This window comes from Streptomyces sp. NBC_01788 (assembly GCF_035917575.1).
GTDB lineage: Bacteria > Actinomycetota > Actinomycetes > Streptomycetales > Streptomycetaceae > Streptomyces.
In genome coordinates this window covers 2,422,654-2,441,246 of sequence record NZ_CP109090.1, presented here as the reverse complement: position 1 = coordinate 2,441,246, position 18,593 = coordinate 2,422,654, and the positions used below count along the sequence as shown (strand labels likewise).

The 18,593-nt window shown below is 72.5% G+C and carries 19 protein-coding genes; 5 read left to right on the top strand and 14 right to left on the bottom strand.

Annotated elements, in window-relative coordinates; all coding sequences use genetic code 11:
- Window positions 1-61 precede the first annotated feature (61 nt).
- The 4 genes from OIE49_RS11235 to OIE49_RS11220 form a co-directional block, all read right to left on the bottom strand.
- The gene (locus tag OIE49_RS11235) at window positions 62-1,696 is read right to left on the bottom strand and encodes an alpha/beta fold hydrolase (protein WP_326802188.1); all 1,635 of its coding nucleotides are present in this window, start codon (window positions 1,694-1,696) and stop codon (window positions 62-64) included.
- Between the two features lie 87 nt (window positions 1,697-1,783).
- Window positions 1,784-2,368, bottom strand: a complete 585-nt coding sequence (gene pspAB / locus OIE49_RS11230) for a PspA-associated protein PspAB (protein ID WP_100567142.1) — start codon at window positions 2,366-2,368, stop codon at window positions 1,784-1,786.
- A gap of 2 nt (window positions 2,369-2,370) precedes the next feature.
- On the bottom strand, window positions 2,371-3,294 hold the full coding sequence (gene htpX / locus OIE49_RS11225) for a zinc metalloprotease HtpX (protein WP_100567143.1): 924 nt from the start codon (window positions 3,292-3,294) through the stop codon (window positions 2,371-2,373).
- 161 nt (window positions 3,295-3,455) lie between these two features.
- Window positions 3,456-3,713, bottom strand: a complete 258-nt coding sequence (locus OIE49_RS11220) for an SCO2583/SCO2584 N-terminal domain-containing protein (protein ID WP_326802187.1) — start codon at window positions 3,711-3,713, stop codon at window positions 3,456-3,458.
- A 375-nt stretch (window positions 3,714-4,088) separates the two neighbouring features.
- Between OIE49_RS11220 and OIE49_RS11215 the strand changes: the two genes are divergently transcribed.
- Together OIE49_RS11215 and OIE49_RS11210 are read left to right on the top strand one after the other, a co-directional pair.
- Complete coding sequence (locus tag OIE49_RS11215) at window positions 4,089-4,403, top strand: hypothetical protein (RefSeq protein WP_326802186.1); 315 nt, start codon at window positions 4,089-4,091, stop codon at window positions 4,401-4,403.
- A gap of 282 nt (window positions 4,404-4,685) precedes the next feature.
- Window positions 4,686-4,880, top strand: coding sequence for a hypothetical protein (locus OIE49_RS11210; RefSeq protein ID WP_326802185.1), 195 nt, complete (start codon window positions 4,686-4,688; stop codon window positions 4,878-4,880).
- A gap of 141 nt (window positions 4,881-5,021) precedes the next feature.
- On the opposite strand, the gene glnA is transcribed toward OIE49_RS11210, so the two are convergent.
- Entirely contained in the window at window positions 5,022-6,431 is a 1,410-nt protein-coding gene (glnA, locus tag OIE49_RS11205; RefSeq protein WP_326802184.1) for a type I glutamate--ammonia ligase, read from the bottom strand.
- Window positions 6,432-6,640: 209 nt separating this feature from the next.
- On the opposite strand from glnA, the gene OIE49_RS11200 reads away from it, so the two are divergent.
- Window positions 6,641-7,108, top strand: coding sequence for an RDD family protein (locus OIE49_RS11200; RefSeq protein WP_100567212.1), 468 nt, complete (start codon window positions 6,641-6,643; stop codon window positions 7,106-7,108).
- 110 nt (window positions 7,109-7,218) lie between these two features.
- On the opposite strand, the gene OIE49_RS11195 is transcribed toward OIE49_RS11200, so the two are convergent.
- The 4 genes from OIE49_RS11195 to lipB form a co-directional block, all read right to left on the bottom strand.
- Window positions 7,219-7,920, bottom strand: a complete 702-nt coding sequence (locus tag OIE49_RS11195) for a DUF4191 domain-containing protein (RefSeq protein ID WP_326802183.1) — start codon at window positions 7,918-7,920, stop codon at window positions 7,219-7,221.
- Between the two features lie 93 nt (window positions 7,921-8,013).
- A complete protein-coding gene (locus tag OIE49_RS11190; RefSeq protein ID WP_100567149.1) occupies window positions 8,014-8,214 on the bottom strand; it encodes an SCO2195 family GlnR-regulated protein in 201 nt (66 codons plus the stop codon).
- A gap of 272 nt (window positions 8,215-8,486) precedes the next feature.
- Entirely contained in the window at window positions 8,487-9,452 is a 966-nt protein-coding gene (gene lipA, locus OIE49_RS11185) for a lipoyl synthase (RefSeq protein WP_100567150.1), read from the bottom strand.
- A gap of 119 nt (window positions 9,453-9,571) precedes the next feature.
- Window positions 9,572-10,369 (bottom strand): lipoyl(octanoyl) transferase LipB, encoded by a 798-nt coding sequence (lipB, locus tag OIE49_RS11180; RefSeq protein ID WP_100567151.1) that lies wholly within the window; start codon window positions 10,367-10,369, stop codon window positions 9,572-9,574.
- 244 nt (window positions 10,370-10,613) lie between these two features.
- Between lipB and OIE49_RS11175 the strand changes: the two genes are divergently transcribed.
- Window positions 10,614-12,107, top strand: coding sequence for a regulator (locus OIE49_RS11175; protein WP_326802182.1), 1,494 nt, complete (start codon window positions 10,614-10,616; stop codon window positions 12,105-12,107).
- Window positions 12,108-12,381: 274 nt separating this feature from the next.
- Here OIE49_RS11175 and OIE49_RS11170 read toward each other — a convergent pair whose 3' ends face one another.
- Both OIE49_RS11170 and OIE49_RS11165 read right to left on the bottom strand, forming a co-directional pair.
- Entirely contained in the window at window positions 12,382-13,803 is a 1,422-nt protein-coding gene (locus tag OIE49_RS11170; protein WP_326802181.1) for an NAD(P)/FAD-dependent oxidoreductase, read from the bottom strand.
- A 203-nt stretch (window positions 13,804-14,006) separates the two neighbouring features.
- Entirely contained in the window at window positions 14,007-14,903 is an 897-nt protein-coding gene (locus OIE49_RS11165; protein ID WP_326802180.1) for a TIGR01777 family oxidoreductase, read from the bottom strand.
- 71 nt (window positions 14,904-14,974) lie between these two features.
- On the opposite strand from OIE49_RS11165, the gene OIE49_RS11160 reads away from it, so the two are divergent.
- Window positions 14,975-15,463, top strand: coding sequence for a GNAT family N-acetyltransferase (locus OIE49_RS11160; protein WP_326802179.1), 489 nt, complete (start codon window positions 14,975-14,977; stop codon window positions 15,461-15,463).
- 74 nt (window positions 15,464-15,537) lie between these two features.
- Here OIE49_RS11160 and OIE49_RS11155 read toward each other — a convergent pair whose 3' ends face one another.
- From OIE49_RS11155 to OIE49_RS11145, 3 genes are all read right to left on the bottom strand, one after another.
- Window positions 15,538-16,722, bottom strand: a complete 1,185-nt coding sequence (locus OIE49_RS11155) for a MarP family serine protease (RefSeq protein ID WP_326802178.1) — start codon at window positions 16,720-16,722, stop codon at window positions 15,538-15,540.
- Between the two features lie 307 nt (window positions 16,723-17,029).
- Window positions 17,030-17,548, bottom strand: a complete 519-nt coding sequence (locus OIE49_RS11150; RefSeq protein ID WP_326806190.1) for a DUF4240 domain-containing protein — start codon at window positions 17,546-17,548, stop codon at window positions 17,030-17,032.
- 57 nt (window positions 17,549-17,605) lie between these two features.
- Window positions 17,606-18,592 (bottom strand): helix-turn-helix transcriptional regulator, encoded by a 987-nt coding sequence (locus tag OIE49_RS11145; protein ID WP_326802177.1) that lies wholly within the window; start codon window positions 18,590-18,592, stop codon window positions 17,606-17,608.
- Window position 18,593: the final 1 nt, after the last annotated feature.

Genomic DNA, 18,593 nt, shown 5'->3' with positions numbered 1-18,593 from the left:
CTGACCGCATCCTCCCCGACACCACTGACACCGGCCCCGTCCCGCCGGCGCCGAAGCGGCCTCAGCCGTACCGTTCCATCAGCCCGTCCACGTACGCCTGCAGCCGGTCTCCCAGTACCTCCGCGGTGAGGTCGGTCCGCCCGAGTTCGCGCCACGGACCGGCGAGTCCGGCCGCGTCGGGGGCGTAATGGAGGGCGTCGAGCAGCCGCCAGTACAGCTGGTCCGGGCCGTCGGCGAGCGGACGTCCGCCGTGGGCCTCGTAGCGGTCCCGGAAACCCAGGCCGTGTTCGGGGCCGTGCAGCAGCGCGAGAGCCGTCGAGCAGTGCGCCACGTCGAGGTCGGCGGGACCCCACGAGGTCTCCACCCAGTCGACGACACCGCTGATCCGCAGATCCTCGCCCGCCCCGGTGAACAGCACGTTCCCGGGGTGGAAGTCGCGGTGCAGGAAGCAGCCCTCGTACTCCGGAGGCTCACGGCGGAGCACGTCCACCGCGCGCTCCCACAGCGCACCCGGCCGGGCACGCACCCGCTCCGGTGACGTCCACGCCTGGTACCGCCGCGGGCGTTCGTCCGGCACGACACCGTGGATCCGTACGAGCTGCGCCGCCAGCAGGTCCAGCCGCGCGGCCAAGTCCTCGTCGTCGACCCGCGCCCGGCCCGCGAGCTGCGACATCAGCAAAGAGGGGTGGTCGCAGTGCTCGCCGTCGGCGTCGACGGCGACCGGCGCCGGCGCCGGGATGCCGTCCCGGCCGGCCAGCAGGCCCAGGACGGCGGCCTCGCGGGTGAGCAGTCCGGGCGCGTGGCGCCGGAAGAAGGGCTTGACGAAGGTCCGCAGCACCAGGCCGGTGCCGTCGTCGAGGGCGAGCGCGCGCATCTGCGAGCTCGAGCCGCCGCGCAGCAGGGTGGTGCCGCGTACGGTGCGGTCCTGCGGCAGCTGCTTGGCCACCCACGCGTTCGTCGCCGTCCAGCCGCCCTCGCCCAGCCCCGTCAGCACCGCGTCCACGAAGTCCCGCCGGTCGCCGGCGTGGTCGCGGAGCCACAGCCCCAGCTTGTGTCCGGCGTCGGGGAGTTCGAGGCGGGTGAACTGGGCGCGGGTGCTCAGCGCGTCCTGGACGGCCTCGGTGACGGCCGGCGGGATGACGGTGTCCGTGCCGGGCACGGCGAGCACCGCCCGGCCCTCGTAGGCGCGCAGTACGTCGAGTGCGGAGGCCGCATGCCAGCCGCCGGGCCGGCGGATGATCTCGCTGAACCGTCCGTTCCCCGTGCCGAACGGCACGTCCCAGGCCTCGTCGGCGTAGACGGCCGGCGCGCACAGGCCGAGCGCCACCACCCGCTTCCCGTAGTGCCGGGCCAGGTCGGCCACCGTCTGGCCGCTCATGCTGAACCCCACCAGGATCAGTGGACCGCCCGCCGGCACCTGGGCGTCGATCACGGCAACCGCCTGCTCGAAGCGCCGGCGCAGGCTCAACTCCCGCAGCGCGCCGGTGCTCTCCCCGTGCCCCGAGAAGTCGAACGCGACACCGCGGCAGCCACGGGCGACGAACTCGGCGAGCAGCGGCAGCAGCCGCCGCGCATCGCCGTTGCCCGCACCGTGCAGCAGCACGACGGTGGGCAGGTCCGCGCTGCCGTCGCCGCCGTACACGACGTTGAGCCGTTCGCCGTCGTGGTCGTGGCCGAAGGAGGAGAGCTCGCTCATCCCGCCATTCACTCACGGCGCCCGCACGGATCGTGGCCATCCGGCCACACCGGAGCAGTGGGCACCGCTCCTGCGCCGGGGCCGCGGTCACAGGCCGGGGGCGCCCCACACCGGGAACCAGCGGCTCAGGTCCTGTTCGATGCGCAGGTCGTCGGCCAGGGCCGCCTTCACCCGGAGTTCCAGCGGGTTGTCGCGCCGCTGCGCCTGGCCGGCCAGTGGCGCGAACGGGTAGAAGGTGCCCCGTTTGTAGAGGTACACCAGCGCCAGCCGCCGGTCGGCGTCGTCGTGGAAGCCGGCCAGGGAGCACAGGAGCTGCGGGCCGAAGCCGTTGACCTCCATGGCGCTGTTCACCGCGTGCAGATCGTTGACCAGATCCGGAAGCTGGTCCGGGCTGCGGCGGGAGACCAGCCAGGAGTAGCCGTAGGAGTCCTGGGACAGCTCGACGGGCGGCCCTTCGCGGTCGGCGTCCGCGTCCAGCAGGGCCTGGACCTCGCGGTGCGTCTGCTCGAAGGCGGCGCCCTCGACCGTGGCGAAGCACACCGCGCCCTGCCCGGTCGGGGTGAAGCCGGCCGCCGCCTCCAGGGTCAGGGCCGCCGACGGCAGCCCGAACAGCTGGTCCAGGTCGGGCAGGGCGGGTTTGGTGCGGCCGAGCAGAATGTCCAGGAGCCCCATCCTCAGCCCGCCTTCCCCGGCGTCGCGGCCTCACCCAGCTCGGCGGAGATCCGCGCCAGCTCCTCCAGCCGCCGCTCCAGGGTCGGGTGGGTGGAGAACAGCCGGGAGATGCCGGGCTCGGCGCCCAGCGCCGGAGTGAAGTAGAAGGCGTTGAAGGCCTGTGCGGTGCGCAGGTCCTCGGACGGGATCCGGCCGATGTCACCGGTCACCTTGGTGAGCGCGGAGGCCAGCGCCGAGGGCCGGCCGGTCAGCAGCGCCGCCGCCCGGTCCGCGGCCAGCTCCCGGTACCGGGACAGCGCCCGGATCAGCAGGAAGCTGATCGCGTACACGGCCGCCGAGACGCCCATCACCATGGCGAACAGGGCAAGGGTGTTCTGGTCCTTGCGCCCGCGCCCGCCGAACAGCTCCGAGTAGAAGGCGAACCGTACGACCAGGCCCGCGACCACCCCGAGGAAGGAGGCCACCGTGATCACGGCGACGTCCTTGTGCGCCACGTGCGACAGCTCGTGCGCGAGCACGCCCTCGAGCTCGGCCGGTTCCAGCCGCCGCAGCAGCCCCGTGGTCACGCACACCACGGCGTTGTCCGGGTTCCGCCCGGTCGCGAATGCATTCGGCATGTCCATGCTGGACACGGCGACGGTGGGCTTGGGCATGTCCGCCATGGCGCACAACCGGTCGACCACCGCGTGGAGCTGGGGATACTCCTCCCGCTCCACCACCTGGCCGTGCATCGCGAACAGGGCGATCCGGTCGGAGAACCAGTACTGGGCGCCGAGCACGCAGGCCGCGATCACCACGACCAGCACCCAGGACTTCAGCAGCACGATCAGCACGGCCACGAACGCCACGTAGAGCAACCCGAGCAGGAACAGCGTGACCCCCATGCGCACCGTCAGCCGTCGGTCGCTCCGGAAGCGGCTCTGCATCTTGCATCACCCCGCAGTCAGGCACTCGTCCCGCCATCCAGTGTGCACCTGCGGATGCCCATGAAGCGGTCCTGATCAGCTCCAGGACCGGCAAAAGCCGCCTGTGACCCCGTGTGCGCGCGGGGTGAGCGCGCGCAGGCCCCGGGACTCGGCGAAAGGCCTCAGAGGTAGCCGTGTGTACGGCCGTAGCCAAGCAGCGCGATCACCGCGGCGACGCAGCCGAGTACCAGGACCGTGGATATCCACGGGGAGCGGCGCGGGGCGACCGGGTCCGGGGCGGCGCGGAACGGGACCGGCCCCGGCGGGTTGTCCTTCCAGCGCGCGGCGAGCATCCGGGCTCGGGCGGACGGCTCCTTGTGCTCGGCGGCACGCGCCCACCGGTGATCGAACTCCCGCTCAAGGTCGTCGTGCTCGGTCATCCCCGTTACCTCTCCGGTCCTTATCCGTCCTTGATGCCGACGAGGAATCATCCCCTGACCACGTGAGCGCTGTGAAGCGATCGTCGCTGTGAGGCGATCGCTCGAGATGCTGCGCGCCCGCCGGGAAGCTAGCCTCTATGGGTGAGGGCGGCGGTCCGGGAACAGGGCCGGCGTCGACCAAAGACCCTGCTCACGGGGCTGACAGCGCGACCGCGCGGGCCCTGCCGCCTGTACCCACGCGGCAACACCTACGACCGCGCCGCCGAACCCTTTCCGGCTGCGGCCGCGGCCATTCTTCTCGTGCCCGAACCCGCACGAGGGGATGGAAAGGAAGGTATTCCCATGAAAGCACAGCGTGCAAGGCGTCTCTTCGCTATGTCCGCCGTCGGTGTCCTGATGGCGGCCGGCACCGCCCTCGGTGCGGCGGGCACGGCCTCGGCAGCGACCCCGGCTGCGGCTCCGGTTCATGTCTCCACCGCCTCCACCAGCCTCACCCACGGCGGCGGCTGGGGCTGCGGTTGGTGGTCCCGCTGGTGCGGCGGCGGTTTCGGCCGCGGCGGCTTCTTCGGCCCCGGCTACGGCGGTTTCGGCGGCTACGGCGGCTACGGCGGCTACGGCGGCTACGGCGGCTACGGCGGCTACGGCGGCTACGGATTCGGCGGTGGCCCGGTGGTGGTCGTGGTCCGCTGACGGCACCACGACCAAGGGCCGCCCCCCGGCACCGGGGGGCGGCCCTCCGGTGTTCCCGGGTCCCTGGCGTTCGAGGCGTTGACGATCCTGGCTGGATTACCTCTCTCTTTGTTGTTGAACACTCAAGTAATTTGAAGCAGGGTCGCCGTCGCCACCGCCGCCGCGGCCCTGTGTCTGGCCGGAGCGGGCCAGGCGCAGGCCGCCACGCTCGGCAGCATCACCTTCTACAAGGGGGCCGACCAGACCGGAACGGCCGTCCAGCTCGACCTCGAGAAGGTCGACGTGTGCCAGGAACTCACCGCCCCGGTCCGATCCTTCTTCGCCGCGTCGAACCAGTCCGTGGACGTCTTCTTCAACAAGGGCTGCACGACCGGCGCCCCGGGCCGGACGGGTGACGTGTACTACCGCACGGGCACCCTCGGGCAGGGCGACTTCCCCTACGACGCCGTCAGTTACCGAATCCGCGCGACCGGCTGACGGACTCGGGTGCCGGGTCCTTGATCCCGGCGACGCATTGAAACAAGGCCGTCGGCCGTGCCCCTCCGGACGAGGAAGAGCACGGCCGACGGCCCACAGGCGGCCCAGGGGAGCGGAAGCCCGCTCCGACCTGGGGCGATATCACACGTCGAAGTACAGCTCGAACTCGTGCGGGTGCGGACGCAGCTGCAGCGGGGCGATCTCGCTCGTGCGCTTGAGGTCGACCCACGTCTCGATCAGGTCGGGCGTGAACACGTCGCCCTGGAGCAGGAACTCGTGGTCGGCCTCCAGGGCCTGGAGGACGGCCTCCAGCGAGGTCGGGACCTGGGCGACGTTGGCGTGCTCCTCGGGCGCCAGCTCGTACAGGTCCTTGTCGATCGGCTCGGCCGGCTCGATCTTGTTCTTGATGCCGTCCAGGCCGGCCAGCAGCAGCGACGCGAAGGCCAGGTACGGGTTGCCGGAGGCGTCCGGCGCGCGGAACTCCACGCGCTTGGCCTTCGGGTTCGAGCCGGTGATCGGGATGCGCATCGCGGCGGAGCGGTTGCGCTGCGAGTACACCAGGTTCACCGGGGCCTCGAAGCCCGGCACCAGGCGGTGGTACGAGTTCACCGTCGGGTTGGTGAACGCGAGCAGCGCCGGGGCGTGCCTGAGGATGCCGCCGATGTAGTAGCGGGCGGTGTCCGACAGGCCCGCGTAGCCGGCCTCGTCGTAGAACAGCGGCTCGCCACCGCTCCACAGCGACTGGTGCACGTGCATGCCCGAGCCGTTGTCGCCGAAGATCGGCTTCGGCATGAAGGTCGCCGTCTTGCCGTTGCGCCAGGCGACGTTCTTCACGATGTACTTGAAGAGCTGGAGGTCGTCGGCGGCGGCGAGCAGCGTGTTGAACTTGTAGTTGATCTCGGCCTGGCCGGCGGTGCCCACCTCGTGGTGCTGGCGCTCGACCTGCAGACCGCTCTTCGCCAGCTCCAGGGAGATCTCGGCACGCAGGTCGGCGAAGTGGTCGACCGGCGGGACCGGGAAGTAGCCGCCCTTGTAGCGGACCTTGTAGCCGCGGTTGTTCTCCAGCGCGCCGGTGTTCCAGGCGCCCGCCTCGGAGTCGATGTGGTAGAAGGACTCGTTCTCGGCGGTCCGGAACCGGACGTTGTCGAAGACGTAGAACTCCGCCTCGGGGCCGAAGAACGCGGTGTCGGCGATCCCGGTGGACGCCAGGTACGCCTCGGCCTTCCTCGCCACGTTCCGCGGGTCACGGGAGTACTGCTCACCGGTGATCGGGTCGTGGATGAAGAAGTTGATGTTGAGGGTCTTGTCCCGGCGGAACGGGTCCACCCGCGCGGTGGACAGGTCGGCACGCAGGGACATGTCGGACTCGTGGATGGCCTGGAAGCCGCGGATCGAGGACCCGTCGAACGCCTGCTCCTCGTCGGGGTCGAACGCCTCGGCGGGCAACGTGAAGTGCTGCATGACGCCCGGCAGGTCGCAGAACCGCACGTCGATGAACTTGACGTCCTCGTCCGCGATGTACTTCTTGGCCTCGTCGGCGTTCTGGAACATCCAGCTCCTCCTACTCCCGACCGTCCCGCCGGGGTGGTAGATCGTTGGTGCGGCCGGTGCGGTGGCACACGCTGAGCTCGACCCTAGGGACGGGTGATTTCCCGGGCGTGACCCATTTGTTTCGCTGAAGTTAACCGGCTCGGGTGGCGGTCACGGTCGCGGACACCCCGCCGACCCCCCTGATTCCAGCGTCGCAGTACGGTGGTCGGGTGGACAACAGGCAAGCAATGGGATCATGGCTGTCCGGCCCACGCGCGGCCATGGAGGACGCCGGCGCGGACTTCGGCCACCGCGGTCAGCAGCTGGGGCTGCCGGAGCAGGGAGCCGGTTCGATCGCGGGTCCGGGACGGCGGCTCGGCGCCCTGGCCGTCGACTGGGCGCTGTGCCTGTGGATCGCCTACGGCCTGATCACGCACGGCTATCACCAGGCCACCAGCAACTGGGCGCTGCTCATCTTCCTGGCGCTGGGCGTCCTCACCGTCGGCACGATCGGGTTCACGCCCGGCAAGCGCCTGTTCGGCCTGCGTGTGGTCGCCCTGGCCACCGGCCGCGTCCAGCCGCTGCGCGCCCTGCTGCGCACGGTCCTGTTGTGCCTGGCCGTTCCCGCCCTGATCTGGGACCGCGACGGCCGCGGCCTGCACGACCGGCTGGCGGGCACGGTGGAGGTCCGCATCTAGAAGCACGCGTACGACGAGGCGTCGTACGCCGAGAGGTGTTCCTACGACGATGGGGGCGCCCGGAGTGGTCTCCGGGCGCCCCCATCGTCGTAGGAGGTGTCTGAGCGGTGTCAGCGGGCCTTCGGGCCGCCCTTCGGCATCCGCATGCCCCTGGGCATCGGACCCTTCGGCACCGGCATGTTGCTCATCAGGTCGCCGAGGGCGCGCAGCCGGTCGTTGGTGGAGGTGACCTGCGGGCCGGTCAGCACGCGCGGGAACTTCAGCAGGGTCGTGCGCAGCTTCTTCAGCGGGACCTGGCCCTCGCCGTCGCCCACGATCACGTCGTGCACCGGGACGTCCACGACGATCCGGTTCATCTTCTTCTTCTCGGCGGCGAGCAGGGACTTCACCCGGTTCGGGTTGCCCTCGGCGACCAGCACGATGCCGGCCTTGCCGACCGCGCGGTGCACCACGTCCTGGCTGCGGTTCATGGCCACCGCCGGAGTGGTGGTCCAGCCGCGGCCCACGTTGTCCAGGACCGCCGCGGCGGCGCCCGGCTGGCCCTCCATCTGCCCGAACGCGGCGGTCTCGGCCCGGCGTCCGAAGATGATCGCCGTCGCGAGGAAGGCGAGCAGCACGCCCAGGATGCCGAGGTAGACCGGGTGACCGATCGCGAAGCCGATCCCGAGAAGGACACCGAAGGTGATGATGAAGACACCCGCGAGTACCAGACCGATCTTGCTGTCGGCCTTGCGGGTCATCTTGTAGGTCAGAGCGATCTGCTTCAGTCGCCCGGGGTTGGCAGCCTCGGCTGCGTTGTCCTTCCTCGCCATGCCACGAAGTCTACGTGTCTCCCGGAGCGGCCCACGACGGCAGTGCCCTTACGGGCACCGGGCAGCAGGTGGGAGGGGGTGGGGGAGGAGCGGTCAGGGGCCGACGGCGGGGAACTGGTCGAGGACCCGCTGCGCCTCGACGCGGTCCTTGGCCCGGCGGCGGTCCTCCAGGACGGAGTTCCAGGCGTTGCGGCGGGCGGTGCGCTGGCCGCTGCTCATGAGCAGGGACTCGACCGCGCGCAGTGCGACGGTGAAGGACGGGATCGCGGTGGCACGAACGTGCACGGCCTGCATGGGAGGTCCCCCTCATGACGGCTCTTGGTGTACGGGGTGTGAGTCCAGGGTCACTGCTTGGTGTTACCAGGGCGTGACCGGACGGTCAAACACCGATGAAGCCTTGCGGCCGCGGTCCGAAAGGCTGACGCGGCCCTGTCCGTGACGCTCATCTGCGGCGACGGTCAGGACCGCGTCGTATCGGCCACTACCCGATAGTAGGCTCTTGTGCCCGATTTCACACACTCTCGGCTCGCCGGTGGGGCGGGAGCGGTGACGGAGGGTCAGCCCTGTCAGACCGCCTGGGCGGCGATGTACGTGCCCCGCTTCTCGACGGCCATCCGGTACAGCCGGCCGGCGCGGTAGGAGGACCGTACCAGCGGACCCGACATCACGCCCGAGAAGCCGATCTGCTCGGCCTCCTCCTTCAGCTCCACGAACTCCTGCGGCTTGACCCACCGCTCCACCGGGTGGTGGCGCACCGAGGGGCGCAGGTACTGGGTGATGGTGACCAGCTCGCAGCCCGCGTCGTGGAGCTGCTTGAGTGCCTCGACCACCTCCTCGCGGGTCTCGCCCATGCCGAGGATGAGGTTGGACTTGGTCACCAGGCCGAAGTCGCGGGCCTCGGTGATGACCTTCAGGGAGCGCTCGTAGCGGAAACCGGGGCGGATCCGCTTGAAGATCCGGGGCACCGTCTCGACGTTGTGCGCGAAGACCTCGGGGCGGGAGTCGAAGACCTCGGCCAGCTGCTCGGGGACGGCGTTGAAGTCCGGGGCGAGCAGTTCGACCTTCGTACGGCCGTCCTCGCGGTCCGCCGTCTGCTGGTGGATCTGGCGCACGGTCTCGGCGTACAGCCAGGCGCCGCCGTCCTCCAGGTCGTCGCGGGCGACGCCGGTGATGGTGGCGTAGTTGAGGTCCATGGTGACCACGGACTCGCCGACGCGGCGCGGCTCGTCACGGTCCAGGGCCTCGGGCTTGCCGGTGTCGATCTGGCAGAAGTCGCAGCGCCGGGTGCACTGGTCGCCGCCGATGAGGAAGGTCGCCTCGCGGTCCTCCCAGCACTCGTAGATGTTCGGGCAGCCGGCTTCCTGGCAGACCGTGTGCAGGCCCTCGCTCTTCACGAGGTTCTGCATCTTGGTGTACTCGGGACCCATTTTCGCCCGGGTCTTGATCCACTCGGGCTTGCGCTCGATGGGGGTCTGGCTGTTGCGGACCTCCAGGCGCAGCATCTTGCGTCCGTCGGGTGCGACTGCGGACACGACCGGCTCCCTGTAGCTTCGATTCTTCGGCGTACACCAGGGTACGCCCGTGCTTGTTGTGCCCCGTCGGTGAGGCCAACCTGCGGGCCTGAGGGATCATTCCCCCCGGCAGGTCACGGTCAGGCGGTGGCCCGCTCGATCTCCCGCGGCTTCAGGTCCGCGTTCTCCAGGACGTCCTGCAGGTGCCGTTCGACGACCGGCAGTACTTCCTCGATCGTGACGTCCCGGCCCAGTTCGGCCGCCAGCGAGGCGACGCCCGCGTCCCGGATGCCGCACGGGATGATCTTGTCGAACCACTTGTTGTCCGGGTTCACGTTCAGCGCGAAGCCGTGCATCGTGACGCCCTTGGCGACCCGGATCCCGATCGCCGCGATCTTGCGGTCCTCGCGGCGCTGGCCGGCGTTGGAGGGGGCGTACTCCGGGCCGTTCAGCCGGGGGTCGAACTCGTCGTCGGCCAGGCGCGGGTCGAAGTCCAGGGACAGCCCGCCCAGGGAGGGCCGCTGCTCCACCGGGTCGCCGAGCACCCACACGCCGCTGCGCCCCTCGACGCGGGTGGTCTCCAGGCCGAAGTCCGCGCAGGCGCGGATCAGTGCCTCCTCCAGGCGGCGCACGTGGGCGACCACGTCCACCGGGCGGGGCAGCTTCTGGATCGGGTAGCCGACCAGCTGGCCGGGACCGTGCCAGGTGATCTTGCCGCCGCGGTCCACGTCGATGACGGGTGTGCCGTCGAGCGGGCGCTCGCTGTCCTCGGTCCGCCGGCCGGCCGTGTAGACCGGGGGATGCTCCAGAAGCAGCACGGTGTCGGGGACCTCGTCCGCGAACCGGGCGGCGTGCACCCGGCGCTGCTCGTCCCAGGCCTGGACGTAGTCCACGGCCTCGGCACCGAATCCCATGCGGACGAACCGCAGCTCACTCACGGCGAACGCCTCCCTGGAAGGTCGTAAGGCACGAAACGTGCCCACGCAACTGTACGTCCGGCCGGAACGCGTCAGCTCCGCGGGCAATCCTCACACGATCGGATGAATGGTGGTCAAACTCTGCGGCCAGTTGCTCACTCTCCGCTACATTCGCGCCGTTCATGAGGCCATAAGGGCTGCTCACAGGCAATCCGGGCACCACGCGGCCGCGTGGCTGCCCGAAAGGCAGGAGACCGCACCGCAGATGACGGAACGACCCGCGCAGCGCACTCCCAACCGCCAGCTCGCCGCGCTCATCGCAGAAGCGGGATTCTCCAACGCGGGTCTGGCCCGTCGCGTCGACCAGCTCGGTCTCGAACACGGCCTGGACCTGAGATACGACAAGACGTCGGTCACCCGCTGGCTGCGCGGTCAGCAGCCGCGGGGGACCACGCCCGCCCTCATCGCGGAGGTCTTCACCCGGCGCCTGGGCCGCCGCCTGACGGCGCAGGACCTCGGTCTGGACGCCTGCGCCCCGGTGTACGCGGGGCTGGAGTTCGCCGCCACCCCGGAGGAGGCCGTCGACATCGTCGGCGGGCTGTGGCGCAAGGACTGCGGCAGCCACGCCGAGCTGCGCAGGATCGCCTTCACCCCGGCGGGGCTCGTCGTGCCCAGCCGGGACTGGCTGATCGGCCGGGCCGACGACCGGGTGGCCCGCGTCGAGGCGCCACCGGCCGCCCGGGTGCCCGTCCAGGGGCGCCCGGAGCGGCCCGCCCTCGGCGTGCCCGACCCCTCGGTGCCCGGCATGCCCCAACAGCGCGTCCGGACCGAACGCGCCCCGGCCGGACGAGCAGCGGGCCTGAAGGTCACCGGCGGCGACATCGCCGCCCTGCGCTCGGTCGGCGAGCTGTTCCGCACCCTCGACGACCTGTACGGCGGCGGCCACGCCCGCCAGGCCCTCGTGCGCTACCTGGAGCACGAGTGCGAGCCGATGCTGCGGGGCACCTACGGCGAGCAGACCGGCCGCCGGCTGTTCGGCGCCGCCGCCGACCTGACCCGGCTCGCCGGCTGGACGTCGTACGACATCGCCGCGCACGGGCTCGCCCAGCGCTACTTCGTGCAGGCGCTGCGGCTCGCCCAGGCCGCGGGCGACCGGGCCTACGGCGCGTATGTGCTGGTCACCATGAGCCGGCAGGCCGTCTACCTCGGGCACGGGCGGGAGGCCGTGCAGCTCGCGCGGGTGGCCCAGCAGGGGCTCGGCGGCTCGGCCCCGCCCGCGGTGCAGGCGCTGCTGCACGCAGCCGAGGCGCGCGGGCACGGCGTGCTGGGCGAGGTGCGCGCCTGCACGGCGTCCCTGGTGCGCGCCGAGCGCTGCCTGGAGGCGGCCAGGCCCGGGGACGAGGTGCCCTCCTGGGGCCGCTTCGACGAGGCCCAGCTGGCGGACGAGTCCGGGCACTGCCACCGGGATCTCCAGCAGTACCGCGCCGCCGCCCAGCACGCCGAGCGCGCCCTCCAGCTCCGCGCCCCGGCCCACGCCCGCAGCCGGCTGTTCTGCCGGGTGGTCCTGGCCACCGCCCGCCTGGGTCTCGGCGACCTGGACCAGGCCTGCCGCCTGGCCGCCGAGGCCGCGACCCAGGCCGCCGACATGCGCTCGGTGCGGGCGGTGGAGTACGTCAAGGACTTCGAACGCCGCCTGGAGCCGTACAGGGACGCACCCCCGGTACGCGGCTACCGCGACAGGGTGGCAGCGCTGGGCTGAGGTCGGGGGCGGGGTGGTGGCGTCGGGTTGAGGTCCGGGGCGGTGGGGCTGGGCCGCGGCCGGGGCAGGGCGTGGTGCCGGGTTGAGGTCCGCCGGTGATGCTGGGCTGCGGCCCGGGGTGGGGGCGGTGGCGGCGGGCTGTGGCCCGGGATGGGGGCGGTGGTGCCGGGCCGCGGCCCGGGGCAGGGTCGGTGGTGCCGGGCTGCGGCCCGGGGCGGGGTGGTTGGGGTGGAGGCCCGGCGGGGGCGTCGGGCCTCTTGGGGCGGGCGTCGGCTCAGGCGGCTGCTCGGGGGGCCGTTGCCGCCGGGTCCGCGCGGTGCATGGGGCGTCCGGCGCCCAGGTCGCCCAGGATGGCCGCCGCGGCCCGGTGGGCCGAGTGCAGCGCCCCCTGGACGGTGCTGGTGTCCCGGTGGTCGCCGCACACGTACAGGCCCGCAAGGAGCCGCACCGGGCGCCGCGGATCGTGCGGCGGGCGCATGGCGGGGACGGCCTCCGGGGTGTCATGCACGGCGAGCGTCTCCCAGCGGGCCGTGGAGGTGCCGTAGAGGCGGGACAGATGGCGGCGTACCGCCGTGTCGACGTCGGCCGGGGGCACGCCCAGGACCGTCGACGACACCAGGGCGCGGCCGGCGGGCGCGCGGGCGGGGTCGACGCGGCTGACCACCGCCGTGTGCGCCACCGGGCCGCCGCGGTCCGCGTCGAGCAGCAGGTACGCGCCCGTCTCCGGAGGCTCGTCGGTCGTGTGGTGGACCACCGTCACCGGGTGGAAGTCCGGCACGCGCAGCCCGGGCAGCAGTTCGGCCGCGGCGCGCGCGTCGGTGGCGACCAGCACGGCCCGGCAGTGGATCACGCCGTGCTCGGCGGTGGTCACCGCGGTCGTGGAGACCGAGGTGACCCGTACGCCGGTGTGCACGGTGCCGGGCGGCAGGGTGCGCGCGAGCAGCTCCGGCAGGACCTCGGCACCGCCCTCCGGCAGGCACAGCCGGCCGCTCACGAAGGAGTGCAGGGCGAGGTCCGCGCTGCGGCTGGACGTGGTGAGCTCCGGGTCGTACAACAGGGCCGCGAGCAGCGGACGCAGGAAGCCGTCGACGGTGCGGGCGGGCAGACCGCGGGCGGCCAGCGCCTCCCGGGCGGTCGACTCCGGTCGCGACAGCAGCCGTTCGACCGGGGTGGCGGCGATCCGGCCGAGCGCGGCACGCAGCCGCAGCGGCGCGCCGATCCCGCGGCGTCCGGGAGGCGGACCCTCGAAGAAGGGCGCGGCGGACGAGCGGGGGACGGACGAGCCGGGAGCCGACGGCCGGGGAACGGCCGCCCGGGGCACCGGCGGGCGGGGGGCGCTCGCCAGGGCGCGCACTACGTGAAGTGCGCTCCTCGCGCTACCGCCGTGTGCCGGAGCACCCGCGCGGAAACGCCGTCCGTCGTTGTGCAGCAGGACCCCCGGCGCGAACGGACGCAGCACGAGCGCGTCGAGCCCCGGGCTCAGGGCCAGTTGGGGATACGACGTGTTCAGCAGCTGTCCGATCCGGTCGAGCCGGAACCCGTCGACCTTCTCGGTCGACATGCGGCCGCCCACGTAAGGGGCGGCCTCCAGTACCGCGGTCGTCACTCCGGCGCTGGTCAGCCGATGCGCTGCCGCGAGCCCGGCGACCCCGGCTCCCACGACGACGACGTCAGCCTGATACGCGGGCTCAAGCACGTGCCCCTCCTCGAGGTTGCGCGGCCGGTGGGGCGGTGATGCCCGCGACCGGCGTCAGGAATACCCGAGTTCGCGTCGAGATTAGGGCCGCGCACGGTCAGGGACAGTCGCGCATCGACAGGGCACGGTCGCACGGCGGTCGCACACGGTCGCAAAGTGGCGTAGCTGCGATCGCAGGGTGGCACGGCGAGCGGTCACAGGCGTCACAGCGCCGCACGGACGGCGTCCTCGATCCCCGGAAAGGCGAACGAGAACCCCGACTCCAGCAGCCGCTTCGGCACCACCCGCGCGCTGCCCAGCACATCGCCCGCCATCTCTCCGAGCACCGCGCGCAGCACCGGCGCCGGCACCGGGAACGGCGTCGGCCGGCCCAGCACCCGGCCCATGGCCGCGGTGATCTCACGGTTCGTCAGCGGCTGCGGCGCGGTGAGGTTGACCGGCCCGGACAGGCTCGCGGTGTCCAGCAGATGGCGCAACGCCGCCACCTCGTCGTGCAGCGCGATGAACGACCAGAACTGCCGCCCGTCTCCCATCCGCCCGCCCAACCCGGCCTTGAACAGCGGGAACAGCCGCCCCCACGCCCCGCCCTCACGGGCCACCACCAGCCCGGTGCGGGCGAACACCGTCCGGATGCCCGCCTCCCGCGCGGGGGCCGCGGCCTGCTCCCACTCCACGCACAGCTGTGGCAGGAAACCGTCCCCGGGCGGCGCCTCCTCGTCGACGGCGCGCTCGCCGGTGTCGCCGTAGTAGCCGATCGCGCTGCCGCCGACGAACACCCGTGGGGGAGTGTCCAGGGCGGCGACGGCCTCGGCGAGCGCCGCCGTGCCGAGCACCCGGCTGTCCCGGATCGTCTTCTTGTACTCCCGCGTCCACCGGTGGTCGCCCACGCCCGCGCCCGCCAGGTTGACCACCGCGTCGCATCCGGCGAGCCCCGCCGTGTCCACGTACCGGCCGGCGGGGTCCCAGCGGACCTCGTCCGCGCCGCGGGCCGAACGGCGCACCAGGCGCACCACCTCGTGCCCGTCCGCGACCAGGGACCGCACCAGGGCACTGCCGATCAGACCGGACGCGCCGGCCACCGCGATTCGCGAACGTTCCATGCGCCCATCCTGCCCGCCCCGCCACGGAAATCCCGGCGGACCGGGCCGGCCCGCGCCGTAGAGTGACCGCCATGCCGGTACCTGTCATACGCCACGCCACCCCCGACGACGAGGACGGCCTGGGCCGGCTCGACCGCCGGACCTGGTCCACGACGCACGCGGTCAGCCCGGCCCCGTGCCGGCCCTACGAGCCCTTCTTCAGCCACCGGTCGGGGCCGCGCGACCACCTGGTCGCCGAACTCGACGGCCGGCTGGTCGGATACATCCGCCTCGGCTTCCCCACAGAACTGGCGTCCAACGCGCACGTCCGGCAGATCCGCGGCCTCGCCGTGGCCGAGGAGGCCCGCGGCAGCGGAGTGGGGCGCGCCCTGCTGCGCGCCGCCGTCGAGGAGACCCGCCGCCGGGGCGCCCGCCGCATCACCCTGCGGGTGCTGGGCCACAACACCCCCGCCCGCAAGCTGTACGAGTCCGAGGGCTTCGTGGTGGAGGGCGTCCAGCCGGAGGAGTTCCACCTGGACGGCGCCTACGTCGACGACGTCTTCATGGGCCGCTTCCTGTGAGCCGGGAGCCCTGAGCCGAAAGGCGTGGCCCGTGCGGCCCGAGCCCGAGCGGCCCGAGCCGGGAGTACCCGGGTTCACGAGGTGACCAGGCGGCCCGTGTCCACCGGCGCGGTCGCGTGTGCCGCGCTCTGCGCGTCCGGGGCGACCTCTTCCGCCGTCAGGACGTATCCCGTCTCGTCGTCGGAGGTGGAGCGGGCGAAGACCACACCGAACACGCGGCCGTCCGTGGTCAGCAGCGGACCGCCGGAGTTGCCTGGGCGGACCGTGGAGCGGATGGAGTAGATCTCCCGGGTGACCGTGCCGCTGTTGTAGATGTTCTGGCCCGTCGCCCGGATCCGGTTGGCGACCGTCGCCGCCTGGAGGTTCAGGTCGCCGTCCTGCGGATATCCCGCGACCACCGCCGAGTCCCCGCGCGCGGCGGTGTCGTCGAACCGCAGCACGGGGGCGTTCAGCCCGGGGACGTAGAGCACGGCCACGTCCCGGTGCGGGTCGAACAGCACCACCCGTGCCCGGTACGACCGCCCGACGCCGCCGATGCGTACGGCCGGGTCGTCGATGCCCGCCACCACGTGCGCGTTGGTCATCACACGCTCCGGCGCGTACACGAAGCCGCTGCCCTCGCGGCCCTGGTTGCCGGCGGCGCCCTCGATCTTGACCGTGCTGAACCGGGCGGCGTTCGTCGCGTTCTCCGTGACGCTGTCCCCGGTGGGCCGGGCGACACCCGCCGCCGGCTCGTTCTCGAAGGGGTTGAAGACCTGCGGGAAGCCCGCCTCGGTCAGCGCGGAGGTGGCGCGCGAGAACCAGGCCGGGGTGGTGTCCGGCATCGCGTTCTGGACCGCGCCCAGCAGCCGCGAGTCGCGTATCGCCGTCGTCACCACCGGGGTCGAGGAGGCGGCCAGGACGCTCGCCGCCACCCAGGCCACGATCAGCACCGCCACGGTGTTGGCGGCGGCCCCGCCGATGCCGTCGGCCACCCGCAGCGGCCCGCGGTCCAGCTCGCGCCGCAGCCGCAGCGCCAGACGGCCCGCCAGCTCGTGCCCCACCACGGCCGGCACCAGCACCGTGAGCACGGCGGTGACCGTCGCCGTGGTCGTCCCGCGCGTGACGAAGTCCATCACCCACGGCAGGATCCACACGCCGACGACGGCACCGCCGACGAAACCGGCCAGCGAGACACAGCCGGCCACGAGTCCCCGCCGGTAGCCGGACGCGGCGTAGACGAGGATCACCAGCACCAACAGCAGGTCGAGCAGGTCCACTCGGGCCGCCTTTCTCCTCGGATCCCCACATACGCACGGGACGGGCCCAGTGATCAGCCACGCGTGCGTGGATCCGGGGACCGGCCACGTGTGCGTGTACCCACAGAAACGTCCTGGACCAGGACGATGGTTCCACCAGGTGGCAGAGCGCACATCGCGGGCGGACCGGAACCGCCCGGCAGCGGGCGCACGCCTGTTGTGCGCGGAGCCGCGCGGCCGCGCCGCCCGCGCCCTGAACGGCCGCGCCGCGCCCTCGTGGGCGGGGCGTCACGGCGGGGCCTCGGGTGCCCGGAGGCGCCTGGAGGAGCTATTCACGGAACCGGTCCCACAGCTTCGGATAGCGCAGGGCGAGCGCCCGGTCGTCCTCGAAGTCGACGGGGGTGCCCTCCGGTTCCACCGGGGCGGGCGGGATGCCGAGGTCGGGGGCGACCGTGCCGGTGAGCTGCTCGTAGGCCTCGTCGGCCGCGTAGCCGAGGTCCTCGCCGTCGCCGTCGACCTCCTCGTCGAAGTCGTCCAGCAGCTCGGCCAGCGAGTCCGGGTCGTGCAGGGCGCCCTCGAACACCTCCCGGCCCTGGCCGATCAGCCAGCACCGGAAGAAGTCGAACGCGTCGTCGCTGGCACCGTCCAGGAGCACCCAGGCGGCGCCCCACAGATCCCAGCGGTAGGCCCGGTTGTACCGGGCCTCGAAGTGACGGGCGAAGTCCAGGATCACCTCGGGGTCGCAGCCCAGCAGCCGTTCGACGAGCAGGTCGGCCTGCTCCTCCGGATCACCCTCGGCGGCCTCGCGGCTGCCGTCGATCAGCTCCCAGAACTCCGTCTCGTCCATCACGGCTTCAAGCATCGGCCCTCGCGCCGGGCGACGCACGCGGAGTGCGCGGGGCCGTCAGGGGCGGTACAGCGCCGCCAGCCGCTCGGCATCGCGCGCGAAACGCTCCCGCAGCGCCTCGGGAGCCAGCACCTCGGCCTCCGGCCCGAGCGCCGTGAGCTGCTCGTGGGCGACCTCATCGGACTCCACCGGCAGGGTCACCGTCACCCACCCGCGCCCGTCGCGGCCGGCCGCGGCCCCGACGGCCTCCAGCGCCGCCCGGGCCGGTACCGGCCCCACGGCGTGCGGCAGCCGCCGTACGCCCTCCTCGGACAGCCGCACCACCACCTCCGCGCGCAGCACGGACCGCGCGAACTGCGCGGCCCGCTCGTCCCAGAAGACGGGCAGTTCGAAGCCGTCGTCCCGCTCGAAACGCGTCCCCGCGCCCGCGTCGACGGCCGTGAAACGGTCCACGCGGTACACCCGGAAGGAGCCGGGCCCCACGACCCGGGCGCACACGTACCACACGCCCGCCTTGAGCACGAGACCGTAGGGCTCCAGCTCCCGTACGGTCTCCTCCTCGCCGCGCCGGTAGCGCGCGGTGACCCGCAGGTCGTCCCACACCGCCTCCGCGACCGCCGGCAGCAGCTCGGGCGTCTTCGGCTCGCGGAACCAGTCGGGCGCGTCCAGATGGAAGCGCTGCGCCGCCGTACGGGAGGCGTCGCGCAGGGAGGGCATCAAGGCAGCGGACACCTTCAGCCGGGCGGCCGAGGCAGCGTCCTCGAGTCCCATCTCCCGCAGCGCACCCGGCACACCGCTGAGGAACAGCGCCTCCGCCTCACCGCGGTCGAGGCCGGTCAGCCGGGTGCGGTAGCCGCCGACCAGCCGGTAGCCCCCGGCCCGCCCCCGGTCGGCGTACACCGGCACGCCCGCCTCCGACAGCGCCTGGGCGTCCCGCGTGACGGTCCGCTCCGACACCTCCAGCTCACGGGCGAGCTCGGCGGCGGTCATGATGGGCCGCGACTGGAGCAGCAGCACCATTTTGATCAGACGGGCGGCACGCATA

Bases quoted from the DNA above. Each gene is read 5' to 3' on its own strand.
- OIE49_RS11145 (WP_326802177.1), bottom strand. From the start codon at position 18,592: ATGCGTGCCGCCCGTCTGATCAAAATGGTGCTGCTGCTCCAGTCGCGG.
- OIE49_RS11235 (WP_326802188.1), bottom strand. From the start codon at position 1,696: ATGAGCGAGCTCTCCTCCTTCGGCCACGACCACGACGGCGAACGGCTC.
- OIE49_RS11165 (WP_326802180.1), bottom strand. From the start codon at position 14,903: ATGGAACGTTCGCGAATCGCGGTGGCCGGCGCGTCCGGTCTGATCGGC.
- pspAB (WP_100567142.1), bottom strand. From the start codon at position 2,368: ATGGGGCTCCTGGACATTCTGCTCGGCCGCACCAAACCCGCCCTGCCC.
- OIE49_RS11150 (WP_326806190.1), bottom strand. From the start codon at position 17,548: ATGGACGAGACGGAGTTCTGGGAGCTGATCGACGGCAGCCGCGAGGCC.
- OIE49_RS11175 (WP_326802182.1), top strand. From the start codon at position 10,614: ATGACGGAACGACCCGCGCAGCGCACTCCCAACCGCCAGCTCGCCGCG.
- glnA (WP_326802184.1), bottom strand. From the start codon at position 6,431: ATGTTCCAGAACGCCGACGAGGCCAAGAAGTACATCGCGGACGAGGAC.
- htpX (WP_100567143.1), bottom strand. From the start codon at position 3,294: ATGCAGAGCCGCTTCCGGAGCGACCGACGGCTGACGGTGCGCATGGGG.
- OIE49_RS11215 (WP_326802186.1), top strand. From the start codon at position 4,089: ATGTCCGCCGTCGGTGTCCTGATGGCGGCCGGCACCGCCCTCGGTGCG.
- OIE49_RS11160 (WP_326802179.1), top strand. From the start codon at position 14,975: ATGCCGGTACCTGTCATACGCCACGCCACCCCCGACGACGAGGACGGC.
- OIE49_RS11195 (WP_326802183.1), bottom strand. From the start codon at position 7,920: ATGGCGAGGAAGGACAACGCAGCCGAGGCTGCCAACCCCGGGCGACTG.
- OIE49_RS11220 (WP_326802187.1), bottom strand. From the start codon at position 3,713: ATGACCGAGCACGACGACCTTGAGCGGGAGTTCGATCACCGGTGGGCG.
- OIE49_RS11190 (WP_100567149.1), bottom strand. From the start codon at position 8,214: ATGCAGGCCGTGCACGTTCGTGCCACCGCGATCCCGTCCTTCACCGTC.